Consider the following 17,516-nt stretch of genomic DNA (forward strand, 5'->3'; position numbering starts at 1 on the left):
GACAGTCAACCCGACCGTGAACAGAAGTTTCAATACCTCACGGCTTAACCGTAGAAAAACTTCACGCCGTCGGAGCCGGTACGCGAACGAGGGGCACGGCCGTCGGCCGTGCCCCTCGTCGTCGGATCCGTCAGGTCACTCGCCCGGAGTGGACTTCGCGATCTGCATCAGGAACTCGATGTTGGTGCGGGACTGCTTGAGCCGGTCCAGCAGGAGGTCGAGCGCCGCCTGCGAGTCCAGCGAGTGCAGCACCTTGCGGAGCTTGTGGATGATCGCCAGCTCCTCCGGCGCGAGCAGGACCTCCTCCTTGCGCGTACCGGAGGGGTTGATGTCGATCGCCGGGAAGACCCGCTTGTCGGCGATCTTCCGGTCCAGCTTCAGCTCGGCGTTGCCGGTGCCCTTGAACTCCTCGAAGATGACCGTGTCCGCCATGGACCCGGTCTCCACCAGCGCGGTGGCGAGGATGGTCAGCGAGCCGCCGTTCTCGATGTTGCGGGCGGCGCCGAGGAAGCGCTTCGGCGGGTAGAGCGCGGTGGAGTCGATACCACCCGACATGATCCGGCCGCTGGCCGGCGCCGCCAGGTTGTACGACCGACCGAGCCGGGTCACCGAGTCGAGCAGCACGACCACGTCGTGCCCCAGCTCGACCAGACGCTTCGCCCGCTCGATCGCCAGCTCCGCCACCGTGGTGTGGTCCTGCGGCGGACGGTCGAACGTGGCCGCGATGACCTCGCCCTTCACCGACCGCTGCATGTCGGTGACCTCTTCCGGCCGCTCGTCGACCAGCACCACCATCAGGTGGCACTCCGGGTTGTTGCGGGTGATCGCGTTCGCGATCGCCTGCAGCACCATCGTCTTACCGGCCTTCGGCGGCGACACGATCAGCGCCCGCTGGCCCTTGCCGATCGGCATGACCAGGTCGATCACCCGGGTGGTCAGGATGTGCGGCTCGGTCTCCAGCCGCAGTCGCTCCTGCGGGTAGAGCGGGGTGAGCTTGTAGAACTCCGGCCGGCGCTTCGCCTCGTCCGGCTCCATGCCGTTGATGGTGTCCAGCCGGACCAGCGGGTTGTACTTGTCGCGCCGCTGCTCGCCGTCCCGCGCGGCCCGCACGGCGCCGGTGATGGCGTCACCGCGGCGCAGGCCGTACTTCTTGATCTGGGACATCGAGACGTACACGTCGTTCGGGCCGGCCAGGTAGCCGGTGGTCCGGACGAAGGCGTAGTTGTCGAGCACGTCGATGATGCCGGCGACCGGGACGAGCACGTCGTCCTCGCCGACCTGCGGCTCGCGGCCGCCGCCGTTGTCGCCGACCTCGCCCCGCTCGCCACGGCCGCGTCGACGGTCCCGGAACCGGCTGCGCCGGCCCCGCCGGCCGCCGCCCTCGCCGTCGTCGTCACCGTCGTCGCCCCGCTCGGCGCGCTGACCCCGGTCGTTGCGGTCACGGTCGTTGCGGTCACGGTCGTTGCGGTCACGGTCGTTGCGCTCGGCGCGGTCGCCCCGATCGTTGCGGTCGCCCCGGTCGTTGCGCTCGCCGCGCTCGCCCCGGTCGTTGCGCTCGCCCCGCTCGGCCCGCTCGCCCCGGTCGTTGCGCTCGCCCCGCTCGGCCCGCTCGCCCCGGTCGTTGCGGTCGCCCCGCTCGGTGCGGTCGGTGCGGTCGGTCCGCTCGGTGCGGTCGGTCCGCTCGGTGCGGTCGGCCCGCTCGCCGTTGCGCTCGCGGCCCCGGCCGTCGCTGCGCTCGCCACGCTCGGCCCGGTCACCACGCTCGCCGCGCTCGGCCCGCTCGCCGGTCTCGGCGGGGGGAGCCTCCTCGGCGCGCGTCTCGGCCGGCCGCGTCTCGGCGGTGGCGGCGGTGGCCCGGCTGCGACGGCCACGGGTACGACCCTCGGTCGCCTCGGCGGTGGGCGCCTGCTCGGTGGGACGCGCCTCGGCCCGCTCCTCACGGACCTCGGCGTGCACCTCCTCGCGGGCGGGAGCGGCCGCGGCCGCGACCTCGGCCCGCGGTCGAGGGGTTCCGGCGGCGGCGCCGCCCTGCCGCTCGGTGATGGCACTGATCAGCTCGCCCTTGCGCATGCGAGCCGTACCGGAGATGCCGAGCGACGCGGCCAGGCTCTGGAGCTCCGGCAGCAGCATCGCCGACAGGCCGGTGCCGCTGCGCCGACGGCGCGTGGGGGCGGCGGTGGTGGCATCGCCAGCGACGTTGGAAACATCCGACGTCACGTCGGTGGTGTCGCTCAATGGATTCCTTCCCTCGATAGGCCGGGGCTGCCCGGAGTCGTGGAACCAGGTGGCCGGGCGGCCTCGGTGCACCCGCCTCGCAAGGACGCGTCGCGGGAGTCTGTAACACAGCAGCCGGTCGGTTTCCCGACTCACCAAACATCGGTGAGCAGGTCTCGCCGTCTGCGGCGACCTGTGGAAACTGCGGTGCGGCGTGGGCCTTGGGCAGGGGTGACGGGCTGACCGCCGAGAGCTTCGGGGGTGCGCCGAACCGCAGGAAGATCGCATGCTTCGCGGCTGTGCTCGGTCTAGAGCGTAATCAACTCTTCCGACCTGCGGCAACAGGGTCCCGCTCGGCGTGTCAAAGTCTACCCCGGGAAACCCGGGCCCCGCTGACATCTATCGGCAACTCCCAGCGGCGCCATTGTGTTCCCGGGTCGAATCCCGCCGGGACCTCGGACAACGCCAGCACGGTCGGACCGGCCCCACTGACCACGGCCGCCACACCGGCCCCACGCAACGCGCTCACCAGCGCGGCGGTGGCCGGCATCCCCGGCGCCCGCTGGTCCTGGTGCAGGCGGTCGACGGTGGCCGGCAGCAGCAGGGCCGGGTCGGCGGTCAACGCGTGCACCAGCAGGGCCGCCCGACCCGCGTTGGACGCCGCGTCGGCGTGCGGCACGGTGGTCGGCAGCGCGGCCCGGGCCTCCGCGGTCAGGCCCCGCTCGGCGGGCACGAAGACGGTCGGGCGGACGGCCGACGCCACCGGCAGCGAGACCGCCCGGGCGCCGGACGGCTCCGTCCAGGCGATGGTGAAGCCACCGAGCAGGCACGGCGCGACGTTGTCGGGGTGCCCCTCCAGCTCCGCCGCCAGCCGCAGCGCCGCGTCGTCACCGAGCCGCTGCCCACCGTCGGCCACCAGCGCACGGGCCGCCAGCACCCCGGCCACGATGGCGGCCGAGGACGAGCCGAGGCCACGGGCCTGCGGGATCCGGTTGACGCACTCCAGCGCCAGGCCGGCCGGCTGCGCGCCGAGCACGTCGAAGGCGGCCCGCATGGCGGTCACCACCAGGTGCCGCTCGTCCGCCGGCAACTCCCCGGCGCCCTCGCCGGTGACCGCCACCCGCACGCCGCCGTCGGTCACCTCGGCGGTGACGTCGTCGTAGCGACCGAGCGCCAGCCCGAGCGCGTCGAAACCGGGGCCGAGATTGGCGCTGGTCGCGGGCACCCGGACCCGGACCGGGCCGGAGGTGAGAGTGGTCGGCACCGGCTCATGCTAGGGCGTGCCACCGACAGCCGGCCGGATCGCCCGCAGCGTGGGACCCGCGGGTCACCCGGCGCCGCCCGGCGCCTGCGCCGGCACCGGGTCGGCGAGCGAGAGGCGACGCGTCGCGAACCGCCAGCCGATCGCGTAGACGACGGTCACCAGGCCGCAGCCGGCCAGCACGGTCCGCTCGTCCACCCGGTCCACGACCAGCGCCACCACCAGCTGGCTGACCGCGATGGCCAGCGTCGCCAGCATCATGTCGGTGGCGAAGACCCGGCCCCGCAGCTGGTCCGGCACCTCGCCCTGCAGGGCGTAGTTGGACAGCACCCAGTTGCTGCCGCCGCCGAGGTGGGCGAGGAAGACCAGGACCAGGACCAGCGGGAACCAGGACACCGCCGAGGCGCCCAGGTAGGCCAGGCCGTACAGCGACATCGACAGCGCCAGGCCGGTGAGCAGCCAGGCCCGGTTGCTGAGCACCCGGCGCATCAGGATCGGGCCGACCAGCGCGCCGGCGCCCCGGGCGGCGAAGAGCAGGCCCGCGCCGACCGCCCCGACCCCGTAGACGCCGGCCAGCAGCGGGAAGACGGTCAGCACGCCGTTGCCCAGACCGACCGCCGACTTCACCGTGACCAGCGCGAGCACGCGCGGCCGGTGCGCGATGTAGCCCAGCGCCTCGCGGATCGCCGCCCAGGTGCGCGGCACTGTCGCCGCCGGGTCGCGGGGCGCCTGGAGCGGCCGACGGATCAGCGCCGCCAGGCCCGCCGCCCCGGCCAGCGCCGCGGCGGCCACCCAGAAACTGGCGTACGGGCCGGCGGCGGCGCTCAGGATGCCGCCGAGCGAGGCGCCGACCACGGTCATCGTGCCCCAGGCCGAGCCGGCGACCGCGTTGCCGGCGGCCAGGTCCGCCGGATCGAGCACGTTGGGCAGGGCCGCCTGGGCGGCGGGCGAGTAGAACGCCTTGGCCACCGCCACGATCGCGATCGACACCAGCGCCAGCCAGGCCGTCCCGGCGTCGCGGACGCCGAGCAGCAGCAGGATGCCGGCGAGCGCGGCCAGGTTGGCCACCATCATGACCTTGCGGCGGTCGAACCGGTCGGCCACGGTGCCGGCGTACGGGAGCAGCAGCGCGGTGGTGCCGGTGTCCACCGCCAGCACCAGCGCGCCCCAGACGCCGCTGCCGGTCAGCTGCGGCAGCAGCACCAGCAGCGGCACCATGACGAACCAGTCCGCGCCGAACACCACCAGCTCGGCGAGGAACAGGTTGCGGAAGTCGCGGTTGCGGACGAGGACCGAGAGGGTGGGCGACACGCCGGCACCCTATCGGGCCGCCCCCGGAGCGGCAGCGCGACGCAGCAGGTCGGAGACGGTGACGAAGGTGTAGCCCCGGGCCTTCAGCCCGGTGATCATGTCGGGCAGGCCGCGGAGGGCGACCAACCGCCGCTCGTCACCGACGTCGTGGCCGAGCAGGATGGTGCCGGGCCGGACGTCGGCGACGATCCGCCGGGCGTGCCCGGCCGGGTCGTGCGGGAACTCGCTCTCGACCATCTGGAGCGTCCAGAGCACCAGCCGGTAGTCCAGCCGCGCGGCCGCGTGCAGCACCGACCCGCCCAGGTGTCCCCAGGGCGGACGGAGCAGCCGGGGAGCCACCCCGGTGGCCGCCGTGATCGCGTCGTGACTGCGGCTCAGGTCGTCGTGGGCCCTGGTGGCGTCCATCCGGGCGAGGTCGTGGTGGGCCCAGCTGTGGTTGCCCACCTCGTGCCCGCCCATCCGCCCCCGCACCAGCGCGGCGTGCCGCCGGGCCCGCTCGCCGACCAGGAAGAACGTGGCCGGCACCCGGTGCTCGGCCAACGTGTCCAGCACCATCGGCGTCCACTGTGGTCGCGGCCCGTCGTCGAACGTCAGCGCGACCAGGGACGTGTCGGTGCGGACGCCCCAGACGACCTGCACCCCGCCCGAGCCGACGTCCTGCCGGCGGTTGCCCAGGGTGGCACTGGCCGGGCCGCCCGCGAGCGGCAGTCGGCGGTCGGCCACCCGGGCGCTCTCCAGCGTCGCGGCGGAGCCGAGCGCGGCTCCGCCGAGCAGCAGCGCGGACCGGCGCAGCAGCGTGCGCCGACCCCACCGGCCCCCGCCGTCGACCATCACGCCCCCGCACCCCGAGTAGGCACCAGCTCACTGAGCGTACCGTCCGAGGTGGCTCACCATGTGCCCCGCGCGGCGGCGGACACGCGTGGATGGGGCCCCCGCTCATCCGGAAGGTGTCGAGCGGGGGCCCCTCCTCTCACTCGGTCGGGGGCAGCGGGGACTGCCGGCTCTTGGGCAGGCGGAGCACCTCGAACTGGTCCGTACCGTCGATCAGGGCGCCCGACGGCCGGGCCGGCGGCGCGGCCACCTCGGCCGGGCGCTCCCCGCCGCCGACGCCCACCGGGACCGGCTCCGGGGCGGGCGCCTCGGCCGGCTCGGCCGCCTCGACCTGCTCCGGAGCACCCCGGCGGCGGTCCCGGCGGGCCCGCAGCGAACCCTTGGTCCGCTCCACCATGGTGTAGAGCGTCGGCACCAGGACCAGCGTCAGCAGCGTCGAGCTGAGCAGGCCGCCGATCACCACGACGGCCAGCGGCTTCGAGATGAAGCCACCCTCGCCGGTCAGCCCGAACGCCATCGGCAGCAGCGCGAAGATGGTGGCCACCGCGGTCATCAGGATCGGTCGCAGCCGACGCCGGCCGCCCTCGACCACGGCCTCGGTGACGCCCATGCCCTGCGCCCGGTACTGGTTGATCAGGTCGAGCAGCACGATCGCGTTGGTCACCACGATGCCGACCAGCATGAGCACGCCGATCAGTGCCGGCACGCCCAGCGGCGTCCCGGTGGCCAGCAGCAGCGCGATCGCCCCGGTCGCCGCGAACGGCACCGAGATCAGCAGGATCAGCGCCTGGGTCAGGCTCCGGAACGTCGCCACCATGATCAGGAAGACGATCGCGATGGCGGCCAGCACGGCCAGGCCGAGGTCCGCGAACGCGTCCGCCTGGTCGGCGCTCACCCCGCCGATCACGTACGTGGCGCCCGGCACGTCCAGCGCGTCCAGTCGCTTCTGCAGCTCCTGGGTGGTCGCGCCGAGGTTCGAGCCGGTGGCGGTGCCGGTGACCGAGACGCTGCGCTCACCGTCGATCCGGGTGACCTGCTGCGGGCCGTCGACCTGGTTGACGTCGGCGATCGCGTCCAGCGTCACCGGGCCCACCCGCAGCGCCCGCAGCTCGGCCACGTTCACCGGCGGCCGGGCCCCGGTGCTCAGCACCACGTCCTGCGCGGCGCCGCCCAGCGTGACCTGGCCGAGCGGCGCGCCCCGGTACGTCTGCGCGACGAGCTGCCCCACGGCCGCCTCGGTGAGACCGGCGCGGGCCGCGGCGGCCCGGTCCACTGTCACCTCCACCCGGGGCACCCGGGTGGCCAGGCCGCTGGTGACGTCCTCCACGCCGGGGGTGTCGGCCATCGCGGCGCGGACCTCCTCCGCCGCCCGGGTCAGCGTCTCCTGGTCGGCGGCCTGCACCACCACCTCGACCTGGTTGGCGGAGGCGTTCTGGCCACCGCCGAAGGTCAGCTCGCCGACCTCCGGGCCGAGCGCGTCGAACTCCTTGCGCAGCACCTGCCGCACGGCCGTGGCGTCGGTGTCGTCGGAGAGCGCCAACGACCAGGAGGCGCTGTCGCTGCCGCCCCCCGCCCACGGGTTGTCCCCGCCGCCGGCGCTGACCTGGTAGGTCTCCACCCCCGACGTACGCTTCAGCACCTCCTCGACCCGGGCGGCGGCCCGGTCGGTGCCGGCGAGTCCGGTGCCGGCCGGCATCTCCTGCCGGATCGCCAGCGTGTCCTGGCCGGAGTCGTCCAGGAAGTTGGTCTCCAGCTTCTGCGCCAGACCGAACGTGCCCAGCAGCACCAGCAGGCCGACCGCCACGGTGGCCCACCGGCTCTTGCGGGAGCGGGTGGCGAAGCCGATCACCGGCAGGTACGCCCGCTGCAACGGGCTGCGCAGCTCCTTCTCCTCGGCGGCCGCGCGGGCGGCGTCGTCGGCCCCGCGCCGCGGGCGCAGGAACCAGTAGGCCAGCACCGGGATGACGGTCAGCGACACCAGCAGCGAGGCGAGCAGGGCCACCGTCACGGTGATCGCGAACGGCGCGAACAGCTGCCCGACGAAGCCGCCGACCAGGGCGATCGGCGCGAACACCGCGACCGTGGTGAGCGTGGACGCGGTCACCGCGCCGGCCACCTCGCGGACCGCGGTCAGGATCGCCGCCCGCTTCTCCTCGCCGTACTCCAGGTGCCGTTTGATGTTCTCCAGCACCACGATCGAGTCGTCCACCACCCGGCCGACCGCGATGGTCAGCGCGCCGAGGGTCAGCAGGTTGAGCGAGTAGTCGCCGGCCCAGAGCACGATCAGCGCGACCAGCACCGAGAGCGGGATGGAGACCGCGGTGACCACCGTGGACCGCACCGAGAGCAGGAAGACCAGGATCACCACGACGGCCATCAGCAGGCCCAGCAGCCCCTCGGTGGTGAGGCTCTCGATGGACCGCTCGACGAACGGGGCCTGGTCGAACACCACGGTCAGCTCGGCGCCGGAGGCGGCCTCCAACTCGTCCAGCCGGTCCCGGATGTCGTGCGAGATGCCGACCGCGTTGCCGTCCGGGCTGGCGGTGACCGCGATCCCGAGGCTCGGCTTGCCGTTGGTGCGGGTGAAGGACGTCGCCGGGGCGAGCTGCTGCTCCACCCGGGCCACGTCGCCGAGGCGCACCGGCGCCGCCGGCGCCGTGGTGAGCACGATGCCCCGCAGGTCGTCCACGGTGCGGATCGGCGTGCCGACCTGCACCGGCAGCGATCGGTCACCGTCGGCCAGCGCCCCGGCCGGCACGGCCACCCCGTTGGTCTTCAGCGCCTGCGCGATCGCGGTCGGCGCCACCTTGGCGGCGGCCAGCTTCACCGGATCCGGCGTGACGGTCACCACCTGGTCGCGGGCGCCGGTGACGTCCACCGCGCGCACCCCGTCCAGCCCCTCCAGCTCCGGTACGACGGTGGCGCGCAGCTTCTCGGCCAGCGCCCGCTCGTCCCCGTCGCCGGTCGCCGCGACCACCACGGCGGGCAGGTCGTCCGTGCTGCCGGCGATCACCTGCGGGTCGACGCCCTCCGGGAGCTGGGCGTCGATCCGGTTGAGCGCGGTCTCCATCTTGTTGACCACGTCGTCCAGGTCGGTGCCGAACTCGTACTGCACCTGGACCGTGGCCGCGCCCTCCCGGGAGGTCGAGGTGACCTTCTCCAGCCCCGGGATGCCCTGCAGGCTGTTCTCGATCGGCTCGGCGACCTGGGACTCGACGATCTCCGGGGCGGCGCCCGGGTAGGGGGCCACGATGAACGCGGCGGGGAACTCCAGCGACGGCAGCAGCTGCTGCTTCAGCGACGGCACGGCGAACGCCCCGAACGCCGTGGTCACCAACGCGATGAGGGCGATCAGGCCCCGGTTGGCGAGACTGAATCTGGCGAGCAGCGACATGGGCGTTACTCACTCCTGAAGAGGGGTCTACGGGGTGCCCTGAGTCTGCCGTACGCGATCACGCTCCCAGCAGCCGGCCCGGGGCGCCGGAGGGACCCGGCGCCGCGCTCGACGCCGCCGGTCGACGCCGCCGCCGGCCGGTCTACGGACGACTCAGGCGAGGTCGAGGGAGCGGGCGGCGGCGAGGGCGTCGTTGGCGATGGTGACCGGGGCGGGAGCCGTCGAGATGGCCCACTCCGGGTCCTTCAGGCCGTGGCCGGTGACCGTGCAGACCACCCGCGACCCGGCCGGCACCCGGCCGGCGGCGGCCTGCTGGAGCAGGCCGGCCACGCTGGCCGCGCTGCCCAGCTCGACGAAGACCCCGACCTCACGGGCCAGCAGCCGGTAGGCCGACAGGATCTCCCGGTCGGTGACCGCCGAGATCAGACCGTCCGAGGCGTCCCGCGCGTCGATGGCCTTGGTCCAGCTCGCCGGGTTGCCGATCCGGATGGCGGTGGCGATGGTCGACGGCTCGGGCACCACCTGGCCGGTGACGATCGGGGCCGCGCCGGCCGCCTGGAACCCGTACATCCTGGGTGCCTTCGTGGCGTTGCCGTCGCGCAGGTCCTCCGAGTAGCCCATCCAGTAGGCGGAGATGTTGCCGGCGTTGCCCACCGGCAGGCAGTGGATGTCCGGCGCGTCGCCGAGCGCCTCGACGATCTCGAAGGCGGCCGTCTTCTGCCCGTGCAGCCGGTCGATGTTGACGGAGTTGACCAGCGCGACCGGGAAGTCCTGGGCGAGCTTGCCGGCCAGGCCCAGGCAGTCGTCGAAGTTGCCCTGCACCTGGAGCAGCTTGGCGCCGTGCACCAGCGCCTGGGCCAGCTTGCCCAGCGCGATCTTGCCCTGGGGCACCAGCACCGCGCAGGTGATCCCGGCCCGGGCCGCGTACGCGGCGGCCGAGGCGCTGGTGTTGCCGGTGGAGGCGCAGATGATCGCCTTGTCCCCCGCCTCGACGGCCTTGGAGACGGCGAGGGTCATGCCACGGTCCTTGAACGAGCCGGTCGGGTTCGCCCCCTCGACCTTGAGCCACACGTCCGCGCCGACCCGGGCGGAGAGCACCGGCGCCGGCAGCAGCGGCGTGTTCCCCTCGTGCAGGGTGACGACGGGAGTGGCGTCGGTGACCGGCAGACGGTCCCGGTACGCCTCGATGAGTCCCCGCCACATGTCGCGCTCCTCGCCTCTCCGACCCCGGCCGACCGGGACCCGCCAACAGCGTGGACCAGCCTCCCCGACCGGTCACCGGCACACCCCGTCCTAACCATCAGGCGGGACGCCCGGGTTACGCGCCGCCCTCGACCCGCAGCACGCTGGCCACCGAGCGGACGATGTCCAACCCGCGCAGCTCGCGGACGGTGGCGGCGAGCGCCGCGTCCGGCGCCACGTGGGTGACGATCACCAGCTCGGCGTCGCCCCCGGCGGGCCCCTGCCGCACGGTCGCGATGGAGACCTCGTGCCGGGCGAACACCCCGGCCACCGCCGCCAGCACACCCGGCCGGTCGGCCACGTCGAGGCTGATGTGGTAGCGGGTGAGCGCCTCGCCCATCGGCCGCACCGACAGGTCCGCGTACGCCGACTCGCTGGCCGCGTGCACCCCGGCGAGACGGTTGCGGGCCACCGCGACCACGTCGCCGAGCACCGCGCTGGCGGTCGGCGCGCCGCCCGCCCCCCGACCGTAGAACATGAGCTGACCGGCCGCGTCCGCCTCGACGAAGACCGCGTTGAAGGCGTCGCCGACGCCGGCCAGCGGGTGGGTCAGCGGGATCATCGCCGGGTGCACCCGGACGTTCACCGTCTCCCGGCCTGCCTCGTCGACGCCCCGGGCGGCGATGCAGAGCAGCTTGATCGTGCAGCCCATGGCCTTCGCGCTGGCCACGTCCGCGGCGGTCACCTCGGTGATGCCCTCGCGGTGCACGTCGGCGGCGGTGACCCGGGTGTGGAACGCCAGCGAGGCGAGGATGGCGGCCTTGGCGGCGGCGTCGAAGCCCTCCACGTCGGCCGTCGGGTCGGCTTCCGCGTACCCCAGCTCGGTGGCCTCCTCCAACGCCTCGGCGAAGCCGGCGCCGGTGGCGTCCATGGCGGAGAGGATGAAGTTGGTGGTGCCGTTCACGATGCCGGTGACCCGGGTGATCCGGTCGCCGTGCAGCGACTCGCGCAACGGGCGCAGCAGCGGGATCGCCCCCGCGACGCTGGCCTCGTAGTAGAGGTCCGCGCCGCCCTCGGCGGCGGCGTCGTGCAGCGTGGCGCCGTCCTCGGCGAGCAGCGCCTTGTTGGCGGTCACCACGCTCTTGCCCGCGCGCAGCGCCTCGACCAGCCAGCCCCGGGCCGGCTCGATGCCGCCGACGACCTCGACCACCACGTCCACGTCGTCCCGCTTGACCAGCCCGAGCGGGTCGGTGGTGAACAGCGCCGGGTCGACCGGCAGGTCACCCCGGTCCCGGCCGAGCCGGCGTACGGCGATGCCGGCGATCTCCAGCGGGGCGCCGATCCGGGCGGCGAGATCGGCGGACTGCTCGTGCAGCAGCCGCACGACGTCGCTGCCGACCGTGCCGCAGCCGAGCAGCGCCAAGCGAACCGGTGAGGTCATCCCACATCCAATGCGAGCAGGTCGTCTTCGGTCTCCCGGCGGACGATCAGCCGGGCCCGACCGTCGCGGACCGCGACGACCGGGGGCCGCGGGACATGGTTGTAGTTGCTGGCCATGCTCCGGCAGTAGGCCCCGGTGCCGGGCACCGCGACAAGATCTCCGGGCTGCACGTCGGCGGGCAGGAATTCATCCTTCACCACGATGTCCCCGGACTCACAGTGCTTTCCCACCACGCGGGCGAGCATCGGCTCCGCCGCCGACGTGCGGTTCGCCACCGTGGCCGAGTAGGAGGCGTCGTAGAGCGCGGTCCGGATGTTGTCGCTCATCCCCCCGTCGACGCTCACGTAGGTGCGGATGCCGTCGACGTCCTTGACCGTGCCCACCTGGTAGAGCGTGAACACGGCCGGCCCGACGATGGCGCGGCCCGGCTCGACCGACAGGTGCGGCACGGCCAGGTTCTCCGCCGCGCACTCGCCGTCGACGATCTTGCGCAGCCGCTTCGCCAGGTCGTGCGGCGACGCCGGGTCGTCCTGCGTGGTGTACGCGATACCGAAGCCGCCGCCCAGGTCCAGCTCCGGCAGCTCCACGCCGCGGGCGTCGCGGATCTGCGCCTGCAGCGCGAGCACGCGGCGGGCGGAGACCTCGAAGCCGCTGGCGTCGAAGATCTGCGAGCCGATGTGCGAGTGCAGCCCCCGCAGCTCCAGCACGTCCTCGTCGAGGATCTTGAAGGCGGCCGCGGCCGCCGCGCCGCCGCCGAGGGAGAAGCCGAACTTCTGGTCCTCGTGCGCGGTGGCGATGAACTCGTGGGTGTGCGCCTCCACGCCGACCGTGACCCGGACCAGCACCCGCGGGCGTACCCCGCGCTCGCGGGCCAGCTCGGAGAGCCGGTCGATCTCGGCGAACGAGTCGACGATGATCCGGCCGACCCCGGCGTCCACCGCCCGGGTCAGCTCGGCCACCGACTTGTTGTTGCCGTGGAAGCCGATCCGCTCCGCCGGCATCCCGGCCGAGAGCGCGGTGGCCAGCTCCCCGCCGGTGCACACGTCGAGGAACATGCCCTCCTCGGCGATCATCCGGACCACGGCGCGGCAGAGGAACGCCTTGCCGGCGTAGTAGACGTCCGCGTCCGGGAAGGCGGCGCGGAACTCGCGGCAGCGCTCGCGCAGGTCGTCCTCGTCCAGCACGTACGCCGGGGTGCCGAACTCGGCGGCGAGGTCGCGGACGTCCAGGCCCGCGACGGTCAGCGCGCCGGCCGGGCCGCGCGCCACGTGACGCGGCCAGAGCTGCGGCACCAGGGCGTTGACGTCGACCGGGGTACGCAACCAGGCCGGACTGCGGTTGCCGATGTCGCCGTGCAGGGCACCGGCTTCGTGCGCTCGCATGCGGGGTTACATCCTCTCCGGGGCGGAGACGCCGAGCAGGTGGAGGCCGTTGGCGATGACCGTCCGGGTGGCGTCGTTGAGCCAGAGCCGGGCCCGGTGCAGGTCGGTGACCTCCTCGTCGCCGCGCGGCAGGATCCGGCAGTTGTCGTAGAACCGGTGGTAGGCCCCGGCGAGCCGCTCCAGGTAGCGGGCCACCAGGTGCGGCCCGCGCAGCTCGGCCGCCGAGGCGACCACGGCCGGAAACTCGGCGAGCGCCTTGAGCAGGTCGTTCTCCTTCTCGTGCACGAGCAGCTCGGCCCGGAAGTCGGCGGCGTCACCCCGGGTCAGCCCCGCCTCGGCCGCGTTGCGGCCGACGCTGGCGGTCCGGGCGGCCACGTACTGGACGTAGTAGACCGGGTTGTCGCGGGTGGCCCGGGTCCACAGTTCCACGTCGATGTCGATCGGCGAGTCGCTGGAGTAACGGGCCAACGCGTAGCGGGAGGCGTCCACGCCGATCGCGTCGACCAGGTCCTCCAGGGTGACCACGGTGCCGGCCCGCTTGCTCATCCGCACCGGTGCGCCGTCGCGGAGCAGGTTGACCAGCTGGCCGATGAGGATCTCCAGATTGCGCGCCGGGTCGTCGCCGAAGCAGGCGGCCATCGCCTTCATCCGGCCGATGTAGCCGTGGTGGTCGGCGCCCAGCATGATCACGACCCGCTCGAAGCCGCGCTCCCGCTTGTCCAGGTAGTAGGCGCAGTCGGCGGCGAAGTAGGTCCACTCACCGTTGGACTTGCGCAGCACCCGGTCCTTGTCGTCACCGAAGTCGGTGGTGCGCAGCCAGGTGGCGCCCTCGGACTCGAAGACGTGCCCCTGCTCACGCAGCCGGAGCAGCGCCTTCTCCAGCTCGCCCCGGTCGTGCAGGTCCTTCTCGTTGAAGTAGGTGTCGAACTCCACCCCGAAGTCGCGCAGCGAGGACTTGATCTCGCTGAACATCAGCTGGACGCCCTCGACCCGGAACACCTCCTGGGCGGCGTCCTCGGGCAGGTCCAGCACGTCAGGCCGGCGCTTGACGACCTCCGCCGCGATCTCGGCGATGTACGCGCCGCCGTAGCCGTCCTCCGGCGCCGGCTCGCCCTTGGCCGCGGCCAGCAGCGAGCGGGCGAACCGGTCGATCTGCGAGCCGGCGTCGTTGAAATAGTATTCGGTGCCGACGTCGGCCCCGGTGGCCCGGAGCAGGCGGCTGAGCGCGTCACCGACGGCCGCCCAGCGGACCCCGCCGATGTGCACCGGGCCGGTCGGGTTGGCCGAGACGAACTCCAGGTTGATCCGCTGCCCGGCCAGGGTGTCGGAACGCCCGTACGCCGGGCCGGCCTCGACGATCACCTTGGCCAGCTGGCCGGCGGCGCCCGCGTCGAGCCGGATGTTCAGGAAACCCGGGCCGGCGATCTCCACCGACTTGACCCCCGGCGCCCGGCCCAGCTGGTCGGCCAGGGCCGACGCCAGCTCCCGCGGGGGGACGCCCACCTTCTTGCTGAGCTGCAACGCCAGCGTCGAGGCGTAGTCGCCGTGATCGGGGTTACGGGGTCGCTCGACGGTGGTCTGCGCGGGCAGCGCGGCACGGTCCAGGCCCCGCTCGTCGAAGACGGCGTGGGCTGCGGCGAGGACGACCTCGGCGAGTTCTGCGGGAGTCACCGAACCATGTTATCGGGGGTAGACTCGGGCACCGCGGAGGCGACCCAGCATGTGAACCGGCCCCGCGGTCCCCCTGACCGACCGACCTGACGAGGCACGATGAGCATCAGCACCCCGGGCGGCCCGGAGCGCCGTCCCACCGTGGTCAGCACCGGCAAGAAGCCGGCCGCAGGCCGTCCGGCGGCCGGCGACAAGCCCGCCGCGAAGGCCGGCGCGGGCAAGGCCGGGGGCGGCAAGGGCACGCCACGGCCGGGCGCCGGGGGCAAGGGCCGCAAGCCGGTCACCCCGGTGAAGGTGAGCCAGGGTCGCTCGTGGGGTCCGATCGCCCTGTTCGTCGCGGTCGGCGTGCTGGCCGTCGGCATCATCGGCATCGGCGCCTGGGCCGTCTACCAGGGCGCCCAGCCGTGGCAGAAGCGGGCGGACGCCATCAACGGCATGGTCGACTTCCGCAAGAAGGACAAGGACCTGGTCAAGGGCGGCAACCACCAGCCCGGCGCGATCAAGTACGACGTCTCCCCGCCGGTCGCCGGCCCGCACAACCAGGCCTGGCAGAACTGCATGGGTGACGTCTACGACGCCCCGATCGCCAACGAGCACGCGGTGCACAGCCTGGAGCACGGCACCGTCTGGATCACCTACCGCCCGGACCTGCCCGCCGACCAGGTGGAGAAGCTCAAGAGCAAGGTGCAGGGCAAGGAGAAGCTGATGCTCAGCCCGTACGAGGGGCTGGACAAGCCGATCTCGTTGCAGGCCTGGGGCTTCCAGCTCAAGGTCGACAACGCCGACGACAGCCGGATCGACGACTTCATCAAGACGCTGCGGGTGAACGCCTCGATCGAGGGCCCGAACGCCCTCTGCGACCAGGGCGTCACCGCCACCGGCACCACCCCGCGGGACAACCTGCAGAACAACATGCCCGAGCAGCCGACCCAGTAAGGACGCCGCGATGACCGCTCCGGTGACCACCGACAGCGAGCTCGACGAGGCACCGGCCACCGACGAGGGCGGCCGGCCGGCGGTACGCCGCTACGGCCTGCTGGCCGTGGCCGCCGCCATCGTGGTCGGGCTCCTGCTCGGGTACGCCGGCGGCCTGCTCACGCCGACGCTCACCCGCCCGGGGGACAACTCGGCCGAGGCCGGTTTCGCCCGGGACATGACCGCGCACCACAACCAGGCGGTGGCCATGGGCCTGCTGGCGTTCCGCCAGGGGCAGGACGCGGAGGTCCGCCAGGTCGGCGTCGACATCGCCACCGGCCAGCAGGGCGAGATCGGCACCATGCAGACGTGGCTGCGCTCCTGGAAGCTGGACCCGACCGGTGACCAGCCGGCGATGGCGTGGATGCCGGACGGGGCCGGGCTGGTGAAGAACGGGCTGATGCCCGGCATGGCCACCCCCGAGGAGATGGCGAAGCTGAAGGCGGCGACCGGACGCGAGTTCGACCTGCTCTTCCTGAACATGATGATCCGGCACCACATCGGCGGCGTGCACATGATCGACGGCATCCTGGCCGAGGGGCACGACGACGACGTGCTCGCGGTCGCCCAGACCATGAAGAACACGCAGCAGAACGACCTGACCAACCTCAGCGCCGCGCTGAAGCGCCTGGGCGGCACCCCGTAACAGACGCGAAAGGCCGGCACCCCGGGTTCGGGATGCCGGCCTTTCGCGTTGGTCTTACTTGGTCCAGTGCTGGTTCACGATGTCGGTGGCCTGCTTCTCCCACTGGGCGTAGGCGTCGGGGTAGGCGGAGACCTGGACGGTCTGGGCGGCGTCGGTCAGGGGCATCTTGTCCCAGCCGTCGACCTGCTTCAGGCCCTTGAGGAACGCCAGGGTGGAGTACTCGGGGTCGGTGATCTGCTCCGGCGTGCCCCAACCGGAGGAGGGGCGCTGCTGGAACAGGCCCAGCGAGTCATGGTCATTCTTGTCGCCGAGGTGGCCGAGGTTCTCCAGCTTCGACTCCTGCAGGGCGGTGGCGATCGAGATGACCGCGGCCCGCTCGGGCAGGCCGGCCTTCTTCGTGGCGGCGATGATCGCCTTGGCGTTGGCGGTCTGCTCGTCGTTCAGGGTGATGGTCGACTGCTCGCCCTGCACGGTGGCGACCGCGACGGGCTTGGCGGCGGCGTGGGCGGGGGTGTCGGTGTGGGCGGCGATCGGACCGGCGAACACGCCACCGGTGAAGGCCAGGCCAGCGATACCGAGGATGCTCTTGCGCAGGATCGTGTTCATGAGGAGGGCTCCATTCGGGGGTCAACACACCCGGGGGGGTGTGGGCACCGTCAGGCGCGCGAGAAGTCTTGAAGGGGGATCCGGCTGGCTCGTGAGGGCTGGGGGCCGGCTCACGGGGGCCGGGGTGTCCGGCTGGCTCGCGGGGCGGGGGGCCTGCACGCGGCGCCGGGATGATGTGTAACGACCGGCGGCCTGCCGTCATTCCGCCGGGGGCGGGGGCGGCTCGGGGGGTGTTCGCCTGCTCGGTCGTTCACCCGTCTACAACGCCGCCGACCCGCCGCCGATTCCGCGCCCGGGGTGCCGCCCACCACCACCGAACCGGACACCCCACTCGCATCCCAGGCGCCCGGGTGAAAGCCCACGGGTGCATCCGGACACCCGCAGACACCCGTGACGTTCCACCCAGCGGCCGCCAACCCGGCCAGTGGAACACCATGGGGGCATCCCGGCCGCGGAGACACCCATGACGTTCCACCCAGCGCCCGCCAACCCCGTCGGTGGAACACCATGGGGGCATCCCGGCCGCGGAGACACCCATGGGCGTTCCACCCAGCGGCCGCCAACCCCGTCGGTGGAACGCCGTGGGTGTATCCCGGCCATGG

The 17,516-nt window shown here is 73.1% G+C and carries 12 protein-coding genes; 2 read left to right on the forward strand and 10 right to left on the reverse strand.

Translation table 11 applies throughout. The features are described 5' to 3' along the window. Positions 1–135: 135 nt before the first annotated feature. From rho to argS, 9 genes are all read right to left on the reverse strand, one after another. On the reverse strand, positions 136–2,235 hold the full coding sequence (rho, locus tag COO58_RS22885) for a transcription termination factor Rho (protein WP_098747126.1): 2,100 nt from the start codon (positions 2,233–2,235) through the stop codon (positions 136–138). A 340-nt stretch (positions 2,236–2,575) separates the two neighbouring features. Then, positions 2,576–3,478 carry a homoserine kinase gene (gene thrB / locus COO58_RS22890; protein ID WP_098747128.1) on the reverse strand — a complete coding sequence of 301 codons (903 nt, stop codon included), beginning with the start codon at positions 3,476–3,478 and terminating at the stop codon, positions 2,576–2,578. A gap of 63 nt (positions 3,479–3,541) precedes the next feature. Continuing rightward, positions 3,542–4,786, reverse strand: coding sequence for an MFS transporter (locus COO58_RS22895; RefSeq protein WP_098747130.1), 1,245 nt, complete (start codon positions 4,784–4,786; stop codon positions 3,542–3,544). Positions 4,787–4,795: 9 nt separating this feature from the next. Then, positions 4,796–5,617 carry a polysaccharide deacetylase family protein gene (locus COO58_RS22900; RefSeq protein ID WP_098747132.1) on the reverse strand — a complete coding sequence of 274 codons (822 nt, stop codon included), beginning with the start codon at positions 5,615–5,617 and terminating at the stop codon, positions 4,796–4,798. A gap of 139 nt (positions 5,618–5,756) precedes the next feature. Further along, a complete protein-coding gene (locus COO58_RS22905) occupies positions 5,757–9,011 on the reverse strand; it encodes an efflux RND transporter permease subunit (RefSeq protein ID WP_098747134.1) in 3,255 nt (1,084 codons plus the stop codon). Positions 9,012–9,164: 153 nt separating this feature from the next. Further along, positions 9,165–10,214, reverse strand: a complete 1,050-nt coding sequence (thrC, locus tag COO58_RS22910) for a threonine synthase (RefSeq protein WP_091571171.1) — start codon at positions 10,212–10,214, stop codon at positions 9,165–9,167. 115 nt (positions 10,215–10,329) lie between these two features. After that, positions 10,330–11,634, reverse strand: a complete 1,305-nt coding sequence (locus COO58_RS22915) for a homoserine dehydrogenase (protein WP_091571166.1) — start codon at positions 11,632–11,634, stop codon at positions 10,330–10,332. Beyond that, positions 11,631–13,016: a diaminopimelate decarboxylase gene (gene lysA, locus COO58_RS22920; RefSeq protein ID WP_098747136.1), complete on the reverse strand. Its 1,386-nt coding sequence runs from the start codon at positions 13,014–13,016 to the stop codon at positions 11,631–11,633. Before lysA ends, COO58_RS22915 begins: the two co-directional genes overlap by 4 nt. 6 nt (positions 13,017–13,022) lie before the next feature. Next, the gene (gene argS, locus COO58_RS22925; protein ID WP_091571157.1) at positions 13,023–14,687 is read right to left on the reverse strand and encodes an arginine--tRNA ligase; all 1,665 of its coding nucleotides are present in this window, start codon (positions 14,685–14,687) and stop codon (positions 13,023–13,025) included. Positions 14,688–14,786: 99 nt separating this feature from the next. On the opposite strand from argS, the gene COO58_RS22935 reads away from it, so the two are divergent. Both COO58_RS22935 and COO58_RS22940 read left to right on the forward strand, forming a co-directional pair. Continuing rightward, positions 14,787–15,623, forward strand: a complete 837-nt coding sequence (locus COO58_RS22935) for a DUF3105 domain-containing protein (RefSeq protein WP_091571154.1) — start codon at positions 14,787–14,789, stop codon at positions 15,621–15,623. 10 nt (positions 15,624–15,633) lie between these two features. Beyond that, a complete protein-coding gene (locus tag COO58_RS22940) occupies positions 15,634–16,308 on the forward strand; it encodes a DUF305 domain-containing protein (protein WP_091571150.1) in 675 nt (224 codons plus the stop codon). A 54-nt stretch (positions 16,309–16,362) separates the two neighbouring features. Here COO58_RS22940 and COO58_RS22945 read toward each other — a convergent pair whose 3' ends face one another. Further along, positions 16,363–16,914, reverse strand: coding sequence for a hypothetical protein (locus COO58_RS22945; protein ID WP_098747137.1), 552 nt, complete (start codon positions 16,912–16,914; stop codon positions 16,363–16,365). Between the last annotated feature and the right edge of the window lie 602 nt (positions 16,915–17,516).

The sequence above is a fragment of the Micromonospora sp. WMMA1996 genome (assembly GCF_002573675.1).
Taxonomy (GTDB): domain Bacteria; phylum Actinomycetota; class Actinomycetes; order Mycobacteriales; family Micromonosporaceae; genus Micromonospora; species Micromonospora sediminicola.

Coding starts and splice junctions, on each gene's coding strand:
- COO58_RS22900 (WP_098747132.1), bottom strand. CDS start 5,617: ATGGTCGACGGCGGGGGCCGGTGGGGTCGGCGCACGCTGCTGCGCCGG.
- COO58_RS22905 (WP_098747134.1), bottom strand. CDS start 9,011: ATGTCGCTGCTCGCCAGATTCAGTCTCGCCAACCGGGGCCTGATCGCC.
- thrC (WP_091571171.1), bottom strand. CDS start 10,214: ATGTGGCGGGGACTCATCGAGGCGTACCGGGACCGTCTGCCGGTCACC.
- COO58_RS22915 (WP_091571166.1), bottom strand. CDS start 11,634: ATGACCTCACCGGTTCGCTTGGCGCTGCTCGGCTGCGGCACGGTCGGC.
- lysA (WP_098747136.1), bottom strand. CDS start 13,016: ATGCGAGCGCACGAAGCCGGTGCCCTGCACGGCGACATCGGCAACCGC.
- COO58_RS22935 (WP_091571154.1), top strand. CDS start 14,787: ATGAGCATCAGCACCCCGGGCGGCCCGGAGCGCCGTCCCACCGTGGTC.
- COO58_RS22940 (WP_091571150.1), top strand. CDS start 15,634: ATGACCGCTCCGGTGACCACCGACAGCGAGCTCGACGAGGCACCGGCC.
- COO58_RS22945 (WP_098747137.1), bottom strand. CDS start 16,914: ATGAACACGATCCTGCGCAAGAGCATCCTCGGTATCGCTGGCCTGGCC.